General features: G+C 57.2%; 16 protein-coding genes. 10 read left to right on the plus strand and 6 right to left on the minus strand.

The window, feature by feature from the left end:
* The first annotated feature begins 261 nt into the window (after positions 1–261).
* On the plus strand, positions 262–969 hold the full coding sequence (locus tag KTH_RS01160) for an alpha/beta hydrolase (RefSeq protein WP_497615983.1): 708 nt from the start codon (positions 262–264) through the stop codon (positions 967–969).
* Positions 970–1,044: 75 nt separating this feature from the next.
* Positions 1,045–1,416, plus strand: a complete 372-nt coding sequence (locus KTH_RS01165) for a PH domain-containing protein (protein WP_111319842.1) — start codon at positions 1,045–1,047, stop codon at positions 1,414–1,416.
* A gap of 48 nt (positions 1,417–1,464) precedes the next feature.
* On the opposite strand, the gene KTH_RS01170 is transcribed toward KTH_RS01165, so the two are convergent.
* Entirely contained in the window at positions 1,465–1,863 is a 399-nt protein-coding gene (locus KTH_RS01170; RefSeq protein WP_497615985.1) for a DUF3224 domain-containing protein, read from the minus strand.
* Positions 1,864–2,429: 566 nt separating this feature from the next.
* Here KTH_RS01170 and KTH_RS01175 point away from each other — a divergent pair.
* The 4 genes from KTH_RS01175 (at position 2,430) to KTH_RS01190 (ending at position 7,405) form a co-directional block, all read left to right on the plus strand.
* Complete coding sequence (locus KTH_RS01175) at positions 2,430–2,822, plus strand: DurN family substrate-assisted peptide maturase (protein ID WP_111319846.1); 393 nt, start codon at positions 2,430–2,432, stop codon at positions 2,820–2,822.
* Positions 2,823–2,833: 11 nt separating this feature from the next.
* On the plus strand, positions 2,834–3,094 hold the full coding sequence (locus KTH_RS01180) for a cinnamycin family lantibiotic (protein WP_111319848.1): 261 nt from the start codon (positions 2,834–2,836) through the stop codon (positions 3,092–3,094).
* 234 nt (positions 3,095–3,328) lie between these two features.
* On the plus strand, positions 3,329–6,493 hold the full coding sequence (locus KTH_RS01185; RefSeq protein ID WP_497615987.1) for a type 2 lanthipeptide synthetase LanM family protein: 3,165 nt from the start codon (positions 3,329–3,331) through the stop codon (positions 6,491–6,493).
* A gap of 6 nt (positions 6,494–6,499) precedes the next feature.
* Positions 6,500–7,405 carry a Nif11-like leader peptide family natural product precursor gene (locus KTH_RS01190; protein ID WP_111319852.1) on the plus strand — a complete coding sequence of 302 codons (906 nt, stop codon included), beginning with the start codon at positions 6,500–6,502 and terminating at the stop codon, positions 7,403–7,405.
* Positions 7,406–7,456: 51 nt separating this feature from the next.
* Here KTH_RS01190 and KTH_RS01195 read toward each other — a convergent pair whose 3' ends face one another.
* From KTH_RS01195 to KTH_RS01210, 4 genes are all read right to left on the minus strand, one after another.
* Positions 7,457–8,113 carry a LutC/YkgG family protein gene (locus KTH_RS01195; RefSeq protein ID WP_211326046.1) on the minus strand — a complete coding sequence of 219 codons (657 nt, stop codon included), beginning with the start codon at positions 8,111–8,113 and terminating at the stop codon, positions 7,457–7,459.
* The gene (locus KTH_RS01200; RefSeq protein WP_111319854.1) at positions 8,110–9,528 is read right to left on the minus strand and encodes a LutB/LldF family L-lactate oxidation iron-sulfur protein; all 1,419 of its coding nucleotides are present in this window, start codon (positions 9,526–9,528) and stop codon (positions 8,110–8,112) included. The genes KTH_RS01195 and KTH_RS01200 overlap by 4 nt, the downstream gene beginning before the upstream one ends.
* Positions 9,525–10,268 carry a (Fe-S)-binding protein gene (locus KTH_RS01205; protein ID WP_111319856.1) on the minus strand — a complete coding sequence of 248 codons (744 nt, stop codon included), beginning with the start codon at positions 10,266–10,268 and terminating at the stop codon, positions 9,525–9,527. Before KTH_RS01205 ends, KTH_RS01200 begins: the two co-directional genes overlap by 4 nt.
* Positions 10,269–10,403: 135 nt before the next feature.
* The gene (locus KTH_RS01210; protein ID WP_497615989.1) at positions 10,404–11,822 is read right to left on the minus strand and encodes an NAD(P)/FAD-dependent oxidoreductase; all 1,419 of its coding nucleotides are present in this window, start codon (positions 11,820–11,822) and stop codon (positions 10,404–10,406) included.
* A 182-nt stretch (positions 11,823–12,004) separates the two neighbouring features.
* Between KTH_RS01210 and KTH_RS01215 the strand changes: the two genes are divergently transcribed.
* Positions 12,005–12,646: a Type 1 glutamine amidotransferase-like domain-containing protein gene (locus KTH_RS01215; protein WP_497615990.1), complete on the plus strand. Its 642-nt coding sequence runs from the start codon at positions 12,005–12,007 to the stop codon at positions 12,644–12,646.
* 37 nt (positions 12,647–12,683) lie between these two features.
* Here KTH_RS01215 and KTH_RS01220 read toward each other — a convergent pair whose 3' ends face one another.
* The gene (locus tag KTH_RS01220; protein WP_497615991.1) at positions 12,684–13,085 is read right to left on the minus strand and encodes an ester cyclase; all 402 of its coding nucleotides are present in this window, start codon (positions 13,083–13,085) and stop codon (positions 12,684–12,686) included.
* A gap of 155 nt (positions 13,086–13,240) precedes the next feature.
* On the opposite strand from KTH_RS01220, the gene KTH_RS01225 reads away from it, so the two are divergent.
* From KTH_RS01225 to KTH_RS01235, 3 genes are all read left to right on the plus strand, one after another.
* Positions 13,241–13,708 carry a MarR family winged helix-turn-helix transcriptional regulator gene (locus KTH_RS01225; protein ID WP_497615992.1) on the plus strand — a complete coding sequence of 156 codons (468 nt, stop codon included), beginning with the start codon at positions 13,241–13,243 and terminating at the stop codon, positions 13,706–13,708.
* Between the two features lie 145 nt (positions 13,709–13,853).
* Positions 13,854–16,934, plus strand: coding sequence for a winged helix-turn-helix domain-containing protein (locus tag KTH_RS01230; protein ID WP_497615994.1), 3,081 nt, complete (start codon positions 13,854–13,856; stop codon positions 16,932–16,934).
* A gap of 73 nt (positions 16,935–17,007) precedes the next feature.
* Positions 17,008–18,243, plus strand: a complete 1,236-nt coding sequence (locus KTH_RS01235) for an MFS transporter (RefSeq protein ID WP_170142396.1) — start codon at positions 17,008–17,010, stop codon at positions 18,241–18,243.
* Positions 18,244–18,325: the final 82 nt, after the last annotated feature.

Consider the following 18,325-nt stretch of genomic DNA (forward strand, 5'->3'; position numbering starts at 1 on the left):
CAATGCCGTTAAGCTCAAGCCTTCTCAAAAAATACTGGTAGTAAGATCGTGCCTTTCAATAACGTCGTCGTGCTGCCCGGGATCAGCTCCGGGCGGCATTTTTTGCCCCCTGAAGGACACAGCACACCACCCACAGAGAACGCATCCTCGTGCTTCCATGCGGCTGAGACACCTTCTCTCGCCTCTCAACGTGTCTCTTACAGTTGCGCCTGCTCGCCGGCAGGCAACACAAGCTATTGTAGCAGAAAGGGCCTCACAACCATGCAACAAGAACAGGAAAAGACCCGGGGATATCTAGCTGCACGACCGAAACCGACCGGGGAATCTTCAGCTCCCGTCGGCCTGCACCCGCTGGAGCTGGACATACAGCGCGATGGCTTCCTGTATGTACCTCAGGGCTATCAGCCCACACACCCGATGCCGCTTGTGCTGATGTTGCATGGCGCAGGCGGGACCGCTCATGGCACGCTTAGCTACTTTCTTCCAAGCATCGAGCAGATCGATTTTCTCCTGCTCGTTCCCCAATCGCGTCAGCAGACGTGGGACGCGATTGAACATGGCACCGGTGTCTATAATGCCGATGTCTCCTTTATTGAGTGTGCACTGGAACAAATCTTCAGCCGCTACGCTGTCGATGCGTCACTGCTCGCGATAGGCGGCTTTTCCGATGGCGCTTCCTACGCGCTCTCGCTCGGTCTGATGAATGGAGACTTGTTCAATCATATCATCGCGTTCTCGCCGGGTTTCCTCTCGCCCCTTTATACTGAGGGCAAGCCACGCATCTTTATCTCACACGGCAGGCATGACCCTGTACTCCCGATTGATCGATGCAGCCGCAAAATTGTACCACTGCTTCAGCACAACAACTACGATGTCCACTATCATGAGTTCGATGGCATGCACGCGATCCCGCTCGACATCATTCACGAAGCCTGGCGCTGGTTCCTGGATGGCTATATACCGATTTGATTCCGCGTCACTTTCCCCGTCTATCAGAGTAGAGACGCATGTTCGTAGACTTTCTTTTATCAGGAGAATCATACTTTGGTAGACTTCCAACAGGGCTTCATTAAACTCTCGCCAATCCCACCACAGCAAGTGATGTCGCTTGTTGGGCCTATGCTGGTCGCAGATGAGCAGATCATAGCAGCGTTCAAATCAATTCGCGACTCCGTGGTTTTTACCAATAAGCGGATTCTGGCAATCAACGTGCAGGGCATTACAGGGAAGAAGATCGATTATACCTCATTGCCCTATAGCAAGGTCCAGGCTTTTTCAATCGAGACCGCAGGCGTGCTCGACCGTGATTGTGAGCTGGAACTGTACTACAGTGCGGTCGGGAAAGTCAAATTTGAGATCAGAGGAAGCTTTGATATTGTCGGCTTCAACAGAATACTGAGTCAATACGTGCTCTAGTGAGGAAGAGAAGAAGGGCAGATGTTCTCTTTCTGCCCTTTAAATAGCTTATGCCTCAAACTCATAATCCAGATGGAACAAGGCCGCCTGCTCGGTATGCTCAAATGAACAGCGCCCCTTCAAGCCACGCAGTTCATCGGTTCCCGAGCCCGGCACTATATAGCCGAAGGTCTCAACGAGCTTATCACCCTCCATCGCGCCTCCATGCTGCACTACAAAACTCCCGAAGCGCTCTCCCAACCGTCCCGTTATTCGTTCCGTCGCGACATAGCCCTTGCCATCCTCACTCTCGCAACTCAGCATGCAGACCGTGCTCTCTGCCTCAAGCGCTCCGGAAAAGACCTTTTTCAGATCGGTCCGATACAGAGTCGCCCCCTTCTCTGGCTCATCATAGGGCTGTGGCTCCCAGGAGATTACCTTGAAATTCGATGTACAACGCTTACCCATATGTAAACTGTCCTTTCTGTTTCATGCTGATCTCAGTGTACGTCCTATTCCGGACAGAATCGTTCCTGATCTCAGACATAGAAATAGTGCAACCGACAGCAGCGACGGGACATCCTGCTCACATCCAGGGGACAGCAGCAGACGAGCAGAGGACACCTCGCCCTCCCGAGCGGGGTACGGAAGGCCACAAAGCCGGTCAGAAGAAGCGTTTGCAACCACTATAAACAAATTTTCTATCATAAATAGTATTTTCTTGTCGATGCAAAATTGCATATTCAGTTTTGTAATGCATATATACTGAAAATAGAGTGTAGTGGAACCGGTCAGAGTGACGAGGCCGCTGACCGCTTCGCGTTCACTCACTGTTTGGTGGGGATGAGTGCAGAGCTGAACAGGGTTCTGAGCTTTTCCTGCACTACAGAGCTCAAGAAGAGAAAGGGAACAAAGCACGCGGTCTGATGGTTTGCTTCGAGCTGTAGTTTGTATGATTTGTTCTGCTCCTCTGTTTGGCTCTCACTCGGTAGGCGCTCACCGTGTTGACAGCATCAGATGAAAGGAGACTGATAATGGACAAACCCATGTCGACTACCAATGTCATGTATGATGGTGATGAGATCCGTCAGATCCAAATGCTGCTTGTCCTGCTCTCGCACCTGCCACCAGACAGTATGCTACGCGAGATCTTTGAACATGCTATGGCGCTTCCCCATGATCCCTGGGCAGCGCGCGTCACCCCCGTTACTGATACCAGTTTCTACGGCCTCAAAACCTGGCTGGAATCCCTCTGGGCCCGCGACGGCCTGAGTGCTGATGAACAGCGGCTGGTCGACTGGCAGCGATCGGGCAAGAATATCGAGATCGCTGTGCGCGAACTCAAGGCAATCCAGCAACTGACAGGCTTTAAATTCGGCATCGTAGCACTGAACCCCGGACAGCAATCGCCAATGGTCTCCCAGTAGGAGGTTTCCCCATGCCTGCACTACCATGCGCAGATGAACAGTTGCTCTATCAAGCCGCCGTTGATCACACATTTCGCAGCGCTCTGATGGAGCAGCCGACCGCGTTTGGCATCGACCGCAACGCCGTGCGGATCCCCGATGCAGTCGAACCACAGGATCAGGCGACGCTCAACTTCTGGCGCGAAGCCATTGCCGCCATTGAGGTCTATGGTTGTGTACAGTCCTGTAGCTTCGGACCAATCACAGCCATCTGCGACGGAAACACCAAATAGCCTGATGCTCGCATCCTCAATGACGCGGATGTAGTGGCCCGACTGTTCGGGCGCTCAGGCAACATCCTCACGGTGGGGGATCAGCGCTCTTCAGCCTGACCTGCTCTGGATCATATCGGGATCACTCCTGATCGGGGGCTGTTTGCCCACACACCTGGCATGTTCGAGCGAGGATACCACCCGCCGCCGAGGATATCCTGAATCTTTACAGACTGATTGCAAGGAGAGTGCGCGATGTTTCCTCTGGATATTGCCTGTCGCGCCAGCAACCTGACAGAACGCGAGCAGCTTGTTACAGCGTTGACCGCCAGGTATGCCACGCCGACATGCACCCTCAGCGCCTTTGATCGCTGGAAAATCGACTCGCTGGCCGAAAAGCTCGCCGGATACATGGAGCCACAGCGCAAGGCCGAGCTCGTCGCCCTCCTCTCGACATACAAACGTTTTGAACTGGGGCTACCCGCTCTGGAAGAGCCTGCACACGCCCTCTTTGTCGAAACACACCGGGCGTGGCTTCCCACCTATCAGCAGGCCCTTGAGATTTATGATCACGCCTCGGTGCAGCAACGCGACCCCGATATTGCCTATGGACGCTTCGCCAGGGCATGCGAACCCTTCCTGCACTACCTTCACCGTGAGCTGGCGTCAGCACGTCATCGAGCGAACACCCTCAGCGGCTGCGAGTTCTTCTCTTCCCAACTGCTCGACGACCTGCAACTTCACCTGCTTGGTCGCTTTGAACTTCCGCTTGCCTGGGCCATCGAGACAGATGCAAAGGTCTATTGCGCCCGCTCTGGCATCAACCGCACCAGCACCACCGCCGACGACTATATCAGCTACCTGAATGTCACCTTCTCGGATCGGGACGCCTACCACCGCTTCTATCTTCGCTTTCCAACCCTCGGGCGCTGGCTGGCACAGATCACACGCTTTGTGCTCGATAACGGCTGCATGCTCATCGAGCGCCTCACTCGTGATCGGGAAGCACTCTCGGCCTGCTTCTCAGGCACACCGATTCGCCGTATCCTGAGCGTTCAGCCGGGCAAGTCCGATTACCATAACGGTGGGCAGAGCGTCACCACTGTTCACGTTGAACTGGAAGATGGAACCCCGGGAACCCTGCTTTACAAGCCGCGTTGTGTCCGCTCCGAGGTCGCGCTTGCGAAGCTTCAGCAGCATCTGGCAACACGTGGCGTGATCCCGTTCGCGACCTACCTGACCATCGCCCGAGACGGGTACGGATACGCCGCCATGATCCCGCCCCATCGCAACCATGTTACCTCACTGGAACAGGCCGCGCAGATCTATGAGGAAACTGGCGGCTATCTGGGGCTCTTCCATATTCTGGGAGGCAGTGATATTCATCTGGAAAACCTGCTTGTGGCCGATGGCCATGCCTTTATCTGCGATGGTGAAACAATCCTGGGCGTGCTTCCCTGCGGGCAGGAGCAACCGGCTGGCAGTCTGCTCGACTCGGTGTATAAAACGGGGCTGCTCGAATGGCCTCGCACCGATAGTACGGATATGAAACTCAGCGGTGTCGCGGGTGGCAAGCCCTTTCAACTGCCCTACGCGCAACCTCGTATCAGCACACAACGCCTCTCGCTGGCGCTCTCCGTGAGCAGTGAAGTCGGGCTACATGTCGATCCAACCGCCGCAAATCGAGTGTATTTCGAGGGGCGGCTTGTCGAGCCCGAAGCCTTTCAGGAGAGCATCCTGCGCGGCTTTGATCGCGTCCATACCTGGTTTCAGCAGCATCCTGAGGAGGCAACCCGTGTCCTCACGCGCCTCTTCGCTGATGCCTCGGTGCGCTTCATAAGCTGGAGTACGCAGATCTATATGCAATTATTGCTCGCCGCCTCTCATCCCTCCTGCCTGATGGAACCTCTGGAAGTGGATCTGATCTTCGCAAGCCTGCGGCACCACCCGCGCAAATGGGATCATGGCGGCGCTATGGCTGACCGCGAACAGGCATCACTCTGGCGGCTGGATATCCCCATCTTTACTGTCAGGGCGCAGGAGCGCACGCTTGTACATGATCAGCAAACGCCTCTGCCACAGCCGCTTGAGCTCTCGCCGCTTGAATATGCCACGCAGCGCATCAAACACCTGACCCCGGAAAACCGGCTCCGCCAGCGCCACTATATTCGAGCGAGCCTCTCCACGGCAGAGGTTCAGAATCCATCTTTTGTGGCTTCGGCGCTCGACTACGCCCGGCAGATCGGCGAGCAGCTCTGCATGCATCTGCGCCCACCCACGGCCTCCGCCCCGTGGACATCGTACCGGCTAACTCGCGAGGGCCTGGCCGAGGTTGACATCAGCACCGAGCTCTACAATGGCTCCGCTGGCATTGCGCTATTCCTGGCCTATCTCGACGCGATCGAGCCTCGGCCCGCCTTTCATGCAGCAGCAGAACGGGCACTCGATCACGCGATCACCCGGCGCGACCCGTCACAACCTGGCGCATTCCAGGGAATCGGTGGTCTGATCTATCTCCTCACGCATCTGGCACATCTCTGGCAGCGCCCGGACCTCCTGGTGCTGGCGACCAGACTCAGCCGAGAGCTGGCCACCTTGATCGAGCAGGATCGAGCATTTGATGTGCTTGGCGGTACCGCAGGCCTGATTCCCGTCCTGATCGGGCTGGCACAGGCAACCACCGACGAGCCGCTGAAACTGGTTCAGCACTGCGTGCGTCATCTGCTTCAACATGCCGAACACCAGGGCGACACGCTGAGCTGGCCTTCACCGCATCCCGAAGAGGCAAAGGCAAATCTGACCGGCTTTGCCCACGGAGCCAGCGGCATCGGTTGGGCACTGATTCTCGCGGGCTGTGCTATCGGGCAGCCTGAGGCAATCGAGGCCGGACGGCAGGCCTTCGCGTATGAGGCGCTGCACTTCGACCCCGAAGAACAGGACTGGTACGACCTGCGTACCCGCGGCGTCACGCCAAACAAGAAGGGTCTGCATTTCGCCAATGCCTGGTGTAACGGAGCGGCGGGCATCGGCCTGAGCCGTATTGCCTGCTGGTCGCTGCTCGGCGATGACCACCTGCTCCATGAGGCTTCGCTTGCGCTGGCGGCCACATTGCGTAATTTTCATAAGCTCAGCAATGACACGCTCTGTCATGGGCGATCGGGCAATGCTGAACTCTTCCTCCGCTTCGCCTGTCTGAAGCAGGAGCCCGCCTTCAGGGTAGAGGCCAACGTCCAGGCACAGAGTCAATGGCGCTCCTTTGAGAAGGCGCGAAGCTGGCTCTTCGGCGGCGCAAATGTCGATGTCTTCCCTGGCCTGATGCTCGGGCTGGCAGGCTTCGGCATGCACTTCCTGCGGCTGGCCTATCCCGAGCGTGTTCCTTCACCGTTACTTCTGGATTCTCCGCAGTTAGAAAGGAAATAAGCAGCCATGTCTATCCAAACCTGCACCACTTTTCTTCACGAGATCCTCTCTTCAACTGAGCTCAGGCAGCAAATGAAGGCAGTAACGGATACCAGAGAAATTATTGAGCTCGGGCGCAAATATGGCTACATCTTTGATATGCAGGACCTGATCGCCGCCTCATCCTCGTTCAACCAGGAAAGCGCTCCACACCAGCCGCCACCCACCGAGCAGAAGCCCGCCTTCTATCACTATGAATATGATATGGAACAGATTCGGGGCTTCGAGGAGATCGTCAAAGAGCTGGAGAACCTGAAAATCAAGCCACCCACTGTTGATATGGAGCGCTACGAGCAGAGTTTCCGCACGGATGACTTTCAGTTTCTCTCCCTGTCGCCTGCGGACCCCGCCTTCGAGGGACGGTACAAAGAGATCATGCAAGCGCACTGGGAGCCTTCCGCCGAAGCGCACGAGTTTTCGCGCCGCGACTTCCATCTTGTCAATCTCGATCAGCACATCAACCACCCGGGGTATGAAGCCTACCTGGAGGCCAAAACGCGCATGATCTCCTTGCTGGAAGCATTCTTCGGCTGCGAGATCCGCTTTTCGGGCAGTATGTGGTATCCGCCCTTTGCCTACCGACTCTGGCATACGAACGAATCACAGGCGGGTTGGCGCATGTACCTGATCGACTTTGACACGCCTTCCGGTGGCGGGCGTTCCTTCTTCCGCTACATGAATCCGGAAAACAAGGAGATTGTCACGCTGGAAGAGCGCCCGAAGATAGCCCGCTTCTTCAAAATTGAGCAGGCAAAGGAAAAGCTCTTCTGGCACTGTATTGCCAATGCCAGCATGCGAAACCGCTGGAGCTTTGGCTTCATCGTTCCTGATAACTGGCTTGAGCGCTTCCCACAGCAAGACAACCCGATCTGATTCCTCTACCCGTTATCCAACCGCTTCCAACACGAAGGCAACATGGTTTCCTCAACCGTGTTGCCTTTTATCATGCTGACTCACCACACAAACGATCAGGGTCCGCGGACCATGCACCCCTTCAACGCGGCAGAACTCAATATCACTGGTGGCAGAGGGGCCGGAAATAAAGGTGATAGGCCGCATGGCATGCTCGGCCAACTTCGCGATGGCTTCGGGGACCAGCCCGACCACCTGACGCTCGAAGACCACACAGCAATGCAGGTCGGGAATCAGCGAGAGAGCCCGCCGCCCCTGTGTCTCGCCGGCATTCAGCACGATTGTGCCCGTTTGGGCAATCGCCAGCGCACAGCCTGTCATCACATTGGAGAACTCGTTCAGTTCGCGGGTGCTCAAAGGGGGCACATCTCGACGCACCTCCACGCCATCAGGCAGCCAGGAGCGCGGGAGATCTGCCGGTATCACCAGCCGTTTCACATGAAAGCGTTGACAAACAGCCGTGACCTCCTGCGACAGATTATCCTCGGAGGTACGAATAACATGCGCCTTATAGTCGCGCAGACACGCTACGAACTCATTCAGGATGGTTTCGCGATCACGCTCGTCACGCTGCCGGTACGAGCGCTCGACTTCGGGCGGCTCCTCAATTGTGGCATTCGCCCACCAGATCCGAGTGAGCATTTTGTACTTCGCATTCTGCAAGGTCATCGCTTCGCTCCTTTTTGGCGCTCACGCCACCACTCACGAAAGCTCTGGTTGGGGACGGGGTGCAGATCGCGAGCTGCCGTCCAGCCTGCCAGCATGCCCGGCAAAGAGGTAATGGTCCCCTGATGGATAAAAGGAATCTGCCCCTGTCGCGCTAGCCGTTGCGCCTGCTCGTAGCGCCAGGGATCCGCGAAGATCTGGCCCATCACCCGCATCGCGGCCACCTCAGGATTGAGCAGCGATTCCTGACGCGTGACCTTGCTCCGCAGATGAAGCAGCACTTCAGGGATATTGATGCGAACCGGACAGACTTCATAGCAGGCTCCGCACAGGCTCGACGCATAGGGAAGCGTCGCCGCGTGCTTCTCGCCCACCAGTTGCGGCGTAAGAATTGCCCCGATGGGCCCGGGATAGACCGACCCGTAGGCATGGCCACCAGTGCGCGCGTAGACGGGACAGAAGTTGAGGCAGGCGCTACAACGAATGCAGTGCAATGCCTGTCGCCCGATCGCGTCGGCAAGCACACGCGTGCGCCCGTTGTCGAGCAGCACCAGATGAAACGCCTGTGGTCCATCTCCCGGGGTGACACCCGTCCACATGCTGGTGTAAGGGTTCATTCTTTCGCCGGTCGCGCTACGCGGCAAGAGCTGGAGAAAGACCCCCAGATCCTCAAAGGTGGGAATAATCTTTTCAATACCCATCACCGTAATCAGCGTCTCAGGCAGCGTCAGGCACATGCGCCCGTTGCCCTCGCTCTCGACCACGCCGATGGTTCCAGTCTCGGCAATGGCGAAATTCGCCCCGCTGATCGCCACGCGCACTGTAAGGAACAGTTCACGCAGATAGTGCCGGGACGCCTCCGCAAGCTGGCGGGGGTCATCCGAGAGTTCCTGCCCACGAGCAATGGTGTTCATGAACAGCTCCCGAATCTCCTGGCGGTTCTTGTGAATGGCAGGCACCACGATATGCGAGGGTGTGTCATGCGAGAGCTGGATAATAAGCTCGGCCAGATCGGTTTCAATCGCGTGAATGCCCGCCGCTGCGAGCGCCTTATTTAACTGGATCTCTTCGGTGGTCAGCGACTTGACCTTGAGCACCTGACTGACGCCGGTCTGCTCTACAAGCCGGGTCACAATACGGTTCGCTTCATCGGCATCGTGTGCCCAATGGACGTGACCGCCCGCCCTCTGCACAGCCTCTTCAAGCTGCAACACATAGTCATCCAGGTGACGCATCACTCGTGCCTTGAGCGCCGCACCAGCCGCACGGAGTTCTTCCCAGTCGGGCAACTCGGAGACCACCGCATTGCGCTTCGCTCGAATCGTGGTCGTGGCATGCTCCAGATTGTGGCGAAGCTGGCTGTTGCTCAGCTCTTTGCGAGCCGCTTTCGGAAACATCGGCAGGGTCCGTGTCTTCATGATCGGGCCTCGCTTTCCGTCTGGACCAGTATCTCGGCAAGATGCATTGTCTTCACGCCTGCCCGGAGCCGGTGCAAACCGCCACCAATATGCATCAGACAGGAGGTGTCGCCAGCACAAAGCACCTCGGCTTCCGTGTCGAGCACATGTCGCATCTTATCGCCAAGCATCGCCATTGAGGTATCAGCATTCTTGATGGCAAAGGTGCCACCAAAGCCACAGCACTCATGTGAGTCGGGCAGCTCAACCAGATTGATTCCCTTGACCGCCCGCAACAACTGCAATGGCGCGTCACCAACATGCAGGATGCGCAGGCTATGACAGGTGGGATGATAGGTCACGCGATGGGGAAAATACGCGCCGACATCCCGCACACCAAGCCGCTTGACCAGAAATTCCGAGAGCTCATACACGCGGGGTCGAAGCTCCTCGACAGCTTCACAGAGCCGTCCATCACCAGATTTTCGGGCAACAACGGGATAATATTCGCGCACCATACCAACGCAGGAGGCGGAAGGGGCAACCACAATCTCCGCATCCCCGAACACCTGAACAAAGCGACGAACCAGCGGGAGCGTCTCCCGTTGATAGCCTGTGTTGAAATGCATCTGACCGCAGCAGGTCTGCGCCTCTGAGAACTCGACAGTATGACCGAGACGCTCAAGCAGACGCGTGGTAGCAATACCCACGTGAGGAAATAACGTATCATTAAAGCAGGTAATAAAGAGGGCAACTCGCATAAAGCATCCATCCTCTCACAGGCGGCGTTCTGATTTCCGATTTCTCTTTCTACTATACCGATTACAGAGAAATGCCCGGCCATCCTGTGGAGGTGGAAGAGAGAGCAGGGGCAGCCCTGCACTCTTTTCAAGGTCTCAGGTCGTCTGCAACTCCAGCATCTTCTGATGGAGCGGTGTACCCGTCTGCAACCGAATCTGACCGGTTTCACGGCCCAGAATGGCGGAAAGCACCCAGTTCAGCGTGAGTTGCAGGCGCTTGGTCATCGAGGGAATCCGAAGCAAGTACACGAGGTGCCAGACAACCCAGGCGGGCAGTCCGGTCAGCGTCACATCGCCAATCCTTGCCACGCCAGTTTGACGACCGAGCAGCACCAGATGACCAAGCATCTTGAACTCATATGGCTCTGGCTGCCCGCCACGAATCACCGTCGCAATCGCCTTGCCAAGATAGTTCCCCTGATGCAGGGCAGCCTGTGCGGTTGCCGGAATCGGGTTTCCTGTGGCCGAGTCATACGCCCAGGCCGAATCTCCCAACACATAGACGTCTGGATGCGTGGGAATGCGCAGGTACTGATCGACAAAGACCGCGCCATTATGCGCATGATGCACGGGCAATTCTTTCACCACGTTCGGGGCTGTCGTCCCGGCGGCCCAGAAGAGCGTATGTGATGGAATCGTGCCGTGAGACGTCTCGACCGTCGTCGCGGTCACTGCCTTGACCGATGTCCCGGTGTGGATCTCAATGCCCTCGCTCTCAAGCACCTGCCGCGTCTTCTGCGCGATCTTTGGGTTACTTGTGGGCAGAATCCGATCCGCACGACCAGCCACAATCACCCGTACCGGATGATTCACCAGCCACGGATATTCTCTCGCGAGCCCACTGGTCACATAATCATGGATAATAGCTGCAAGCTCAACACCGGTATCACCCGCCCCACCAACCACAAACGTCAGGAAAGCCTGCTTCTCCTCTGGATCAGAGGTGCGATGTGCAGCCTCAATGCAGTCTATCAGCCGGTTGCGCAATTCCAGCGCATCGGCAGGGGTATGGAACGGGAATGCATATTCTTCCAGGCCCGGCAAATGCGGCATCGTAGTATGACTGCCCAGCGCGATGACCGGGATGTCATAGGAGCGCATGCCAGCCGAGGTGTGCACCCGCTTGTTCTCAAGATCAATCCCGACGACCTCAGCATGCAACACGTGGAAGTGCCGTCCTCGCTGGAAGGCCCGAATAGGGATCAGAATGTTGTCTGGATCCGCTCGCCCGCTGGCAACCGTCCAGAGAAGCGGCGTAAACAACATATCATTGTTTCGATCCACCACCAGGATGCTGACATTATCCGATGGTCCAAATTGCTGGTCGAGCTTCAAAGCGGTAGAGAGACCTCCAAAGCCAGCCCCCAGGATCAGGATACGCGTTCCTGACTGGTGATACGATTCCTCCGACTGGCTGACATGCGCCTCTTCTTCCCGCCTGTGCTGCCACCATTTTCGTCCGAGAAGCACGCCCCCTGCGGCGGCCAATCCCAACAACGCCATTCGTTTTCGCATGTGCTTCTCCTCCTTTCCCTGATTGCAAAACAGAGCAGAACCGGTCTGCCTTCTGAGTATACACGATAGAAAGCCAACCCGGTGTAACAGCAAAGCCTGGCTTCTCGCACCTACCTCATCCATATTGACAGCACATGCTACGCTGGATAACACATCCATTTGCTGAAGGAGATCCTTTATCTATGCGTCTTTTCCTTTCCTCGTTCCGGCTTGGCAGGCAACCAGAGCAACTGGCCCATCTGGTCAAAGAGAACAGGCGAGCGGCAGTCATCCTGAACGCCTGTGACACGCACACAGAAACAGACCGGCAGCTACGCCTGCAACAGGAGATGACAGCGCTTACCGAGCTTGGTCTGACACCGGTTGAGCTCGACCTGCGCCACTACTTCAACAGAACCGAGGAGCTTGCGGCCCTGCTTCCTGCTTTCGGTTTGATCTGGGTACGGGGAGGCAACTCGTTCGTATTGCGCCGAGCCATGCGTACCAGCGGCTTTGATACGCTCCTGCCTGATCTGCTACGACATGATGCACTTGCCTACGGTGGCTATAGCGCGGGTGCTGTTGTGCTGACCCCATCATTGCGGGGCGTGGAACTGGTTGATGCTGTAGAAGCATGCCCCGCTGGCTACGCTCCTGAGCCGGTCTGGGAGGGGTTGAACCTTGTTCCCTATGCGCTGGCTCCTCATTATCGCTCTGAGCATCCTGAGTCAGCGGCGGTCGAGCAATTGGTTCAATACTATATTGACCATCATATCTCTTTTAAAGCATTGCGGGACGGGGAGGTCATCCTGATAGATGGCGAGCAGGAAACGGTGCTCTCCTGAGCTTCGGGAGGCGGCCCTTGCACCAGGCCGCCAATCCCTAGCCGCCAATCTGCTGGAGCATGGAAGGAAGATCTATCAGGCCACGATGCGAGACAATCTTTCCCGCCCGAAGCTTGAAGAAACGATAGCCCCCGATCGCAAACGTCTTACCTGTCGCAGGAATGCCACGAAACGGCTCCCCCGTATGTGTGCCTTTCAGTGTCAGGCAGACGGCGACAGTATCCCCTTGCCCGACGATCTCTTCAATAATGGTTTCATGATCAGGATAGGCCGCCTGCATCAGCGCAAGCACACGTTCATGCCCCTCGCGGTTGCGCGGCTCATATGTGAAATCGTAATACGCGGGATCAAGAAAGTCGTCAAGCGCATCTGTCCGCTTGTTGTTCCAGACCTCGGTAAGAAAGCGCGTCACCACGGCACAGTTATCTGAAACGGTCATCCGGTATCCTCCATCGTGTTCAAATCGTTCTTTACTCTATGAAAGCGTTTTCGCTCTCAAATAGTCAAGCAACCTGACTACCTCAAGGAGTATACTCTATACAGAGAAAATAGTCAAGCAACCTGACCATTACATGAGAAAAAGGAACAGAATTGATGGAACCGACACCTACCTATGACCTGACCATCCTGCTCGGGCTCGGCTTCCGCAGCATCATTGACGCGCTGCACGAGCATCTGACAGCCCGGGGCTATGATGACGTGCGCCCGGCGCATGGCTTTGCCTTTACCCGCCTGGCTCCGGCTGGCGCGACCGGAAACGAGCTTGCCGAATTCCTGGGTATCACCAAGCAGGCAGCAAGCGAAATGATCGACTACCTTGAGCGGAGAGGCTATGTGACACGGCAGCCGCACCCCCAGGACAGGCGCGGCAAGCTTGTCACCCTGACAGAACGAGGCTGGAGCTGCATTCGCGAGACTGAAGCATTTCTCTCGCACCTGGAAAGGCAACTAACAGCAGAGCTTGGAGCCGAGCGGATGCACACCCTGCGCACAGATCTGCGTCACCTGGTCATGCTGGTCAATGGGGGCACGCTGCCCCAGAAGTTCCGCCCGACATGGTAAATGAGCAGCGTCGCGTCCGGATGCATCAGCCCCCCTCCAGGGACGCCAGAAGTGCAGGAACTTGCATCCTCTCCCTTCAGGGGTTATACTCTTCTCATACATGTTGGGGAACAGTCGTTCATTTTTTCAGGGATTCAGGAGACGAATGGCAAAGGCAACGCTTGTCTGGTCACAGGATGCACAGCGCTATCTCTGGCGCGATACACAGGAGAGCGGTATTGTAGAGCCGGAAACATGGAAACAGCGGCTCTCAGCATATACCTCATTCTCATTTCAGGGCAGAGAAGGACAGCTCACGCTGCTCAAAGAGATGCGCCCACGCGGCAACGAAGGCTACTGGTATGCCTATCGTCGGCGGGGCAAGCGAACAGTCAAGCGCTACGTCGGGCGCACAGGAGACCTGGACTTCGATCGCCTTGAACAGATCGCGCGAACCCTCATGGAGCAGCCCGCCCCCTCCAAACCAGACGAGCGACCTGTTGACCTGCTGCTGCTCTCGAAAACACGGCTCCCCAGGCTACATTCTGCGCTGCTCGTCCGAGATCACTTGCTGCGTCAGCTTGATCGAAGCCTGGAACAGAAGCTCACCCTGATTTCCGCGCCCGCCGGTTCAGGAAAAACCACTCTGGTGCGGCAGTGGATCGCCGCACGACAGGAGTCCATGCCGCCGGTTGCCTGGGTCTCACTGGATGCCGACGACAACGATGCAAGCCGTTTCTGGCGCTATGTGATGACCGCCTGCCTGCATTTCCAGAGCGGGATACAGGACGCCCTGACGCTCCTTCAAACGAAGGCACAACCACCCTTCGAGCCATCAATCATCGAGACAGCACTGACTCTGTTCCTGAACGAGCTGGCGCAATCCAGGCATGGGGGTGTGCTGGTGCTGGATGATTACCACGTTATTACCTCCAAGCGTATCCAGGAAAACATGACATTCTTCCTCGACTACCTCCCCGAGGACATGCACGTCATCATCACGACACGAAGTGAGCCGGCATTCCCGCTGGCTCGCCTGCGTGCCCGGAACGAGCTCTATGAGATCCAGTCCGCGGCGCTGCGCTTTACGCAAGCGGAAACCCGACGCCTGCTCCAACAGGAAACGGGAGCGTCCGTTCTCCCTGAGGTCGCACAGCAGATCACGACGCACTTCGAAGGATGGGCCGCCGGGCTGCGTCTGCTCCTGTACACATTGCAAGCACACACAGCCTTCCCGGAAATGGACGCCATCCTGCACACCTTCGCGAGCCGTCAGGACTCGTTGCAGGACTATTTTGTCACAGAGGTGCTGAACACACAGCCTGAGCCCATGCAACGGTTTCTGTTGCAGACAAGCGTACTCGGTCGCCTGAACGCTTCCCTCTGTGATGCACTGACCGGCAGCCATGACAGTCAGCACATCCTTGCTGAGCTGGCCCGGCTGAACCTATTCCTTGAGCCGCTCGGCGCGGGTGAATGGTACCGCTATCATGGACTCTTTGCCGAGGCCATGCAGCAGGAAGCCCGGCAGCGGTTGGGAGCAGAGACGCTCTCAGCTCTCTCTTCACAGGCAAGTCTCTGGTATGAACAGCACGGCTTCTACACGGAAGCAATCGAGGCGGCGCTGCACGCCCGCAACTATCCGCGTGCCATTGTTTTGATTGAACGCTTGCTTGCGCTCTCGCCACACGAAAACCAGCAACGCGACTACCACGCCCTGTATCACTGGTTAAGCCAGCTTCCCACCGAGCAGCTCACACAGCACCCGGTGCTTTGCCTGGCATACGCGATCGCCCGGTTGTTTACCGTCGTCACCTGGCAGCCCTCCGGGGAACATCTGGAAAGCATCGAAGGGTTCCTGCGTATCGCGGAGGAGCACTTTCAGACCGAGAACAATCATCCGCGCCTGGGTGAAATCTACGCTTTTCGCGCCCTGCTTGCCTGGCGACAGGATGACTCCGAGCAGGCCGGGAAATATGCCCGACACGCCCTGACCTTGCTCTCGCTCGAACAACGCTCCTGGCGCTGCCTGAGCCTGAGCATGGCAGGAAAAGCTGCATTACTGCATCTGGGAGAGGTCACGACCTCGCGTCAGCTCCTCGAAGAGGCCTACGCGCTCTGTCAGGAGGTCGATAATCACTACTTCAAAAGGACGACCGCGAACATGCTGGCCCGCACCTATACGGAGCAGGGCGAACTGCATCGCGCCGCCGACTACTATCAGCGCGCGCTGGACGAGGCGAGGGCCCATATCTATAGCAATGATATCGCGCACGCCCTGCTCGGCCTTGCGCACATCTCGTATGAGTGGAACGAGCTCGCTACCGCCCAACAGCAGATACAGGAAGCACTGGCCATCAATGAGCAGCTTGGCTACACGCTTCATCAGGTACAGGGAACCTTGCAGCTTGCTCGCATCAGTCACGCCCGAGGAGAAAGTCAGCAGGCCATTCACCGGCTGCACATGCTGGCAAACAGCATGAAAGGCCTTTCTGGCTCCCTTCCTGTGACGCTCATTCGTGAGATACAGGCGCTACAGGCACAGCAAGCGCTGGCAGCGGGAGATCTGGCAACCGTACAGCGCTGGATCCATAGCACGCGTGATGAGGCGGTACAGCCCTTCACTGCCGAACGTGAGGCGCTGGTACTTGCTCGCTGGCTTCACAGACAGCACCGCGATGACGAGGCACTCGACCTCTTGCAACGCCTGCGGCGCGAGGCTGAGGCATCGGGCCATATGCGCAGTGTCTATGAGATACAGGCCCTGCTCGCCCTGCTCTATGCCGCACAGAAGCAGTACGCCCGCGCACAACAGACGCTTCGTTCCCTGCTTGAACAGACCTATGTCGAGGGCTATATGCGCCTGTTTCTGGATGAGGGCAAAGCAATGATGGACCTGCTACTCTCCCTGCTTCCATCGCGGACGTCCTCTCTGGCTGGCTACATCCAGCGCCTGCTACATGCCTCACCGGAAGAGCCCCAACCTGCACCTGCCCTGCCGGAGCCACTCAGTCCACAAGAGCAGCGTGTGCTCTATCAGCTTTCACTCGGTCGCTCCAATGCCGACATCGCACAACAGTTGATTGTCTCTGTCAACACGGTGCGCACGCAAGTGCAGAGCATCTATCGCAAGCTGAACGTGCATAACCGCGCCTCCGCCATCAAGGTCGCGCATCGTCTGGGTCTTCTCAATCCCGTTCCCCAACAGGCGAACGAGTATCATACACCCTATCGTCATTCGGGATGATGTGCGCCACTCTCCCCGAATGCTACCCTATCGACGTACTCACACACACTGATCTATGATGGAGGAAAAAAACATGCGTCGATGGGGCGTTGTTCTCGCGGTCGGACTCTCAATCATCATGTTCTCTGTTGATATGAATGTGGTTGCGCTGGCACTCCCGGTGATGGGGCGTGCCTTTCACCAGACAGACGCAGCTATGTCCGCCGTGATGATGGTATATTCTGTCCCCTTAACCCTGCTGATGCTGCCCGCCGGGCTCCTTATCACCCGCTGGTCACCACTTACCACCTTTCTTGTCGGCGTGCTTGGCTTCGGTATAGCCAGCATGATCTGCGCTTTTGCGCCCTCATTCTCTGTGCTGCTGATCGGACGTGCGGTACAGGGCGCATTTGGAGCACTGATCGGCTCACAGGGAATGGCGATTGCCACTGCCGCGATTGAGCCACACGAGCGCGGGCGAGCAATGGGAATTCTCGGTTCAATGGGACCATTAGGAGCCATTGCCGGGCCAGCGCTTGGGGGGCTCATACTCTCCGTATGGGAATGGCCCGCCGTGTTCCTGGTCAATATCCCGGTTGTGCTGATCGCGACAGTGCTGGCGCTGCTCTGCTTGCCCGGCGTCACGTTTGGTACTGTCACCCGGAGCGGTTTCGGGCAGATGGGCTACCTGCTGCGTCAGCCCCGCTTTCTCGGTTCGCTGGTTATCCTGCTTGCCTTTAGTTCAGCCAGTGGAGCGCTCTCGTACCTGATGCCATTCGTGCTGCAAGACGTGCATCATCTCGATCTGGCGGCCTCCGGCTTTATCCTGCTGATTCCATCACTCAGCATGCTGATTATAGGTCCTCCCGGAGGCTTCCTGACCGACCGCCTGGGCGTGCGGCTGATGATGCCTCTCGGCTGGACGATCTCACTGATCGGGCTACTGATGCTCCTTCTGACCATCGCCACCCCGACCAGCGCCCTTGATCTGGACTGGCGTCTCTTGCTCTTTGGCCTGGGCAATGGCCTCGCTTACGGCCCGCTTCTCACCTTTATGATGAGCATCGGCCCACGTGAAACGCTCGGAGCCGCAAGCGCGCTTTCCAACACCGCGCGACAGTTTGGCTTTCTCTGCGGTCCGGCACTGGTCAGTCTGCTCTGGTCCTGGCAAGCAACCGCCAGTATGGCAACCCGCGCGACCAGCAGCGTGCTTGTCATGCTCGGGCTCGGGATCATCGCACTGATCTGTACGTTCCTCTCGGTGCGCGGTCTGCCCCGCACGCTGACCGAGGAGCCACAAGAAACAGTCCTGGAACCGGTTCATGAGTAGACCTTTAATGAGGCCCGGCAACGATCGGGCCTCTTGACAAGTCCTGCCTTTATCGGGTAAAGTCATACGTATGACGTACCCG

The sequence above is a fragment of the Thermosporothrix sp. COM3 genome (assembly GCF_059696735.1).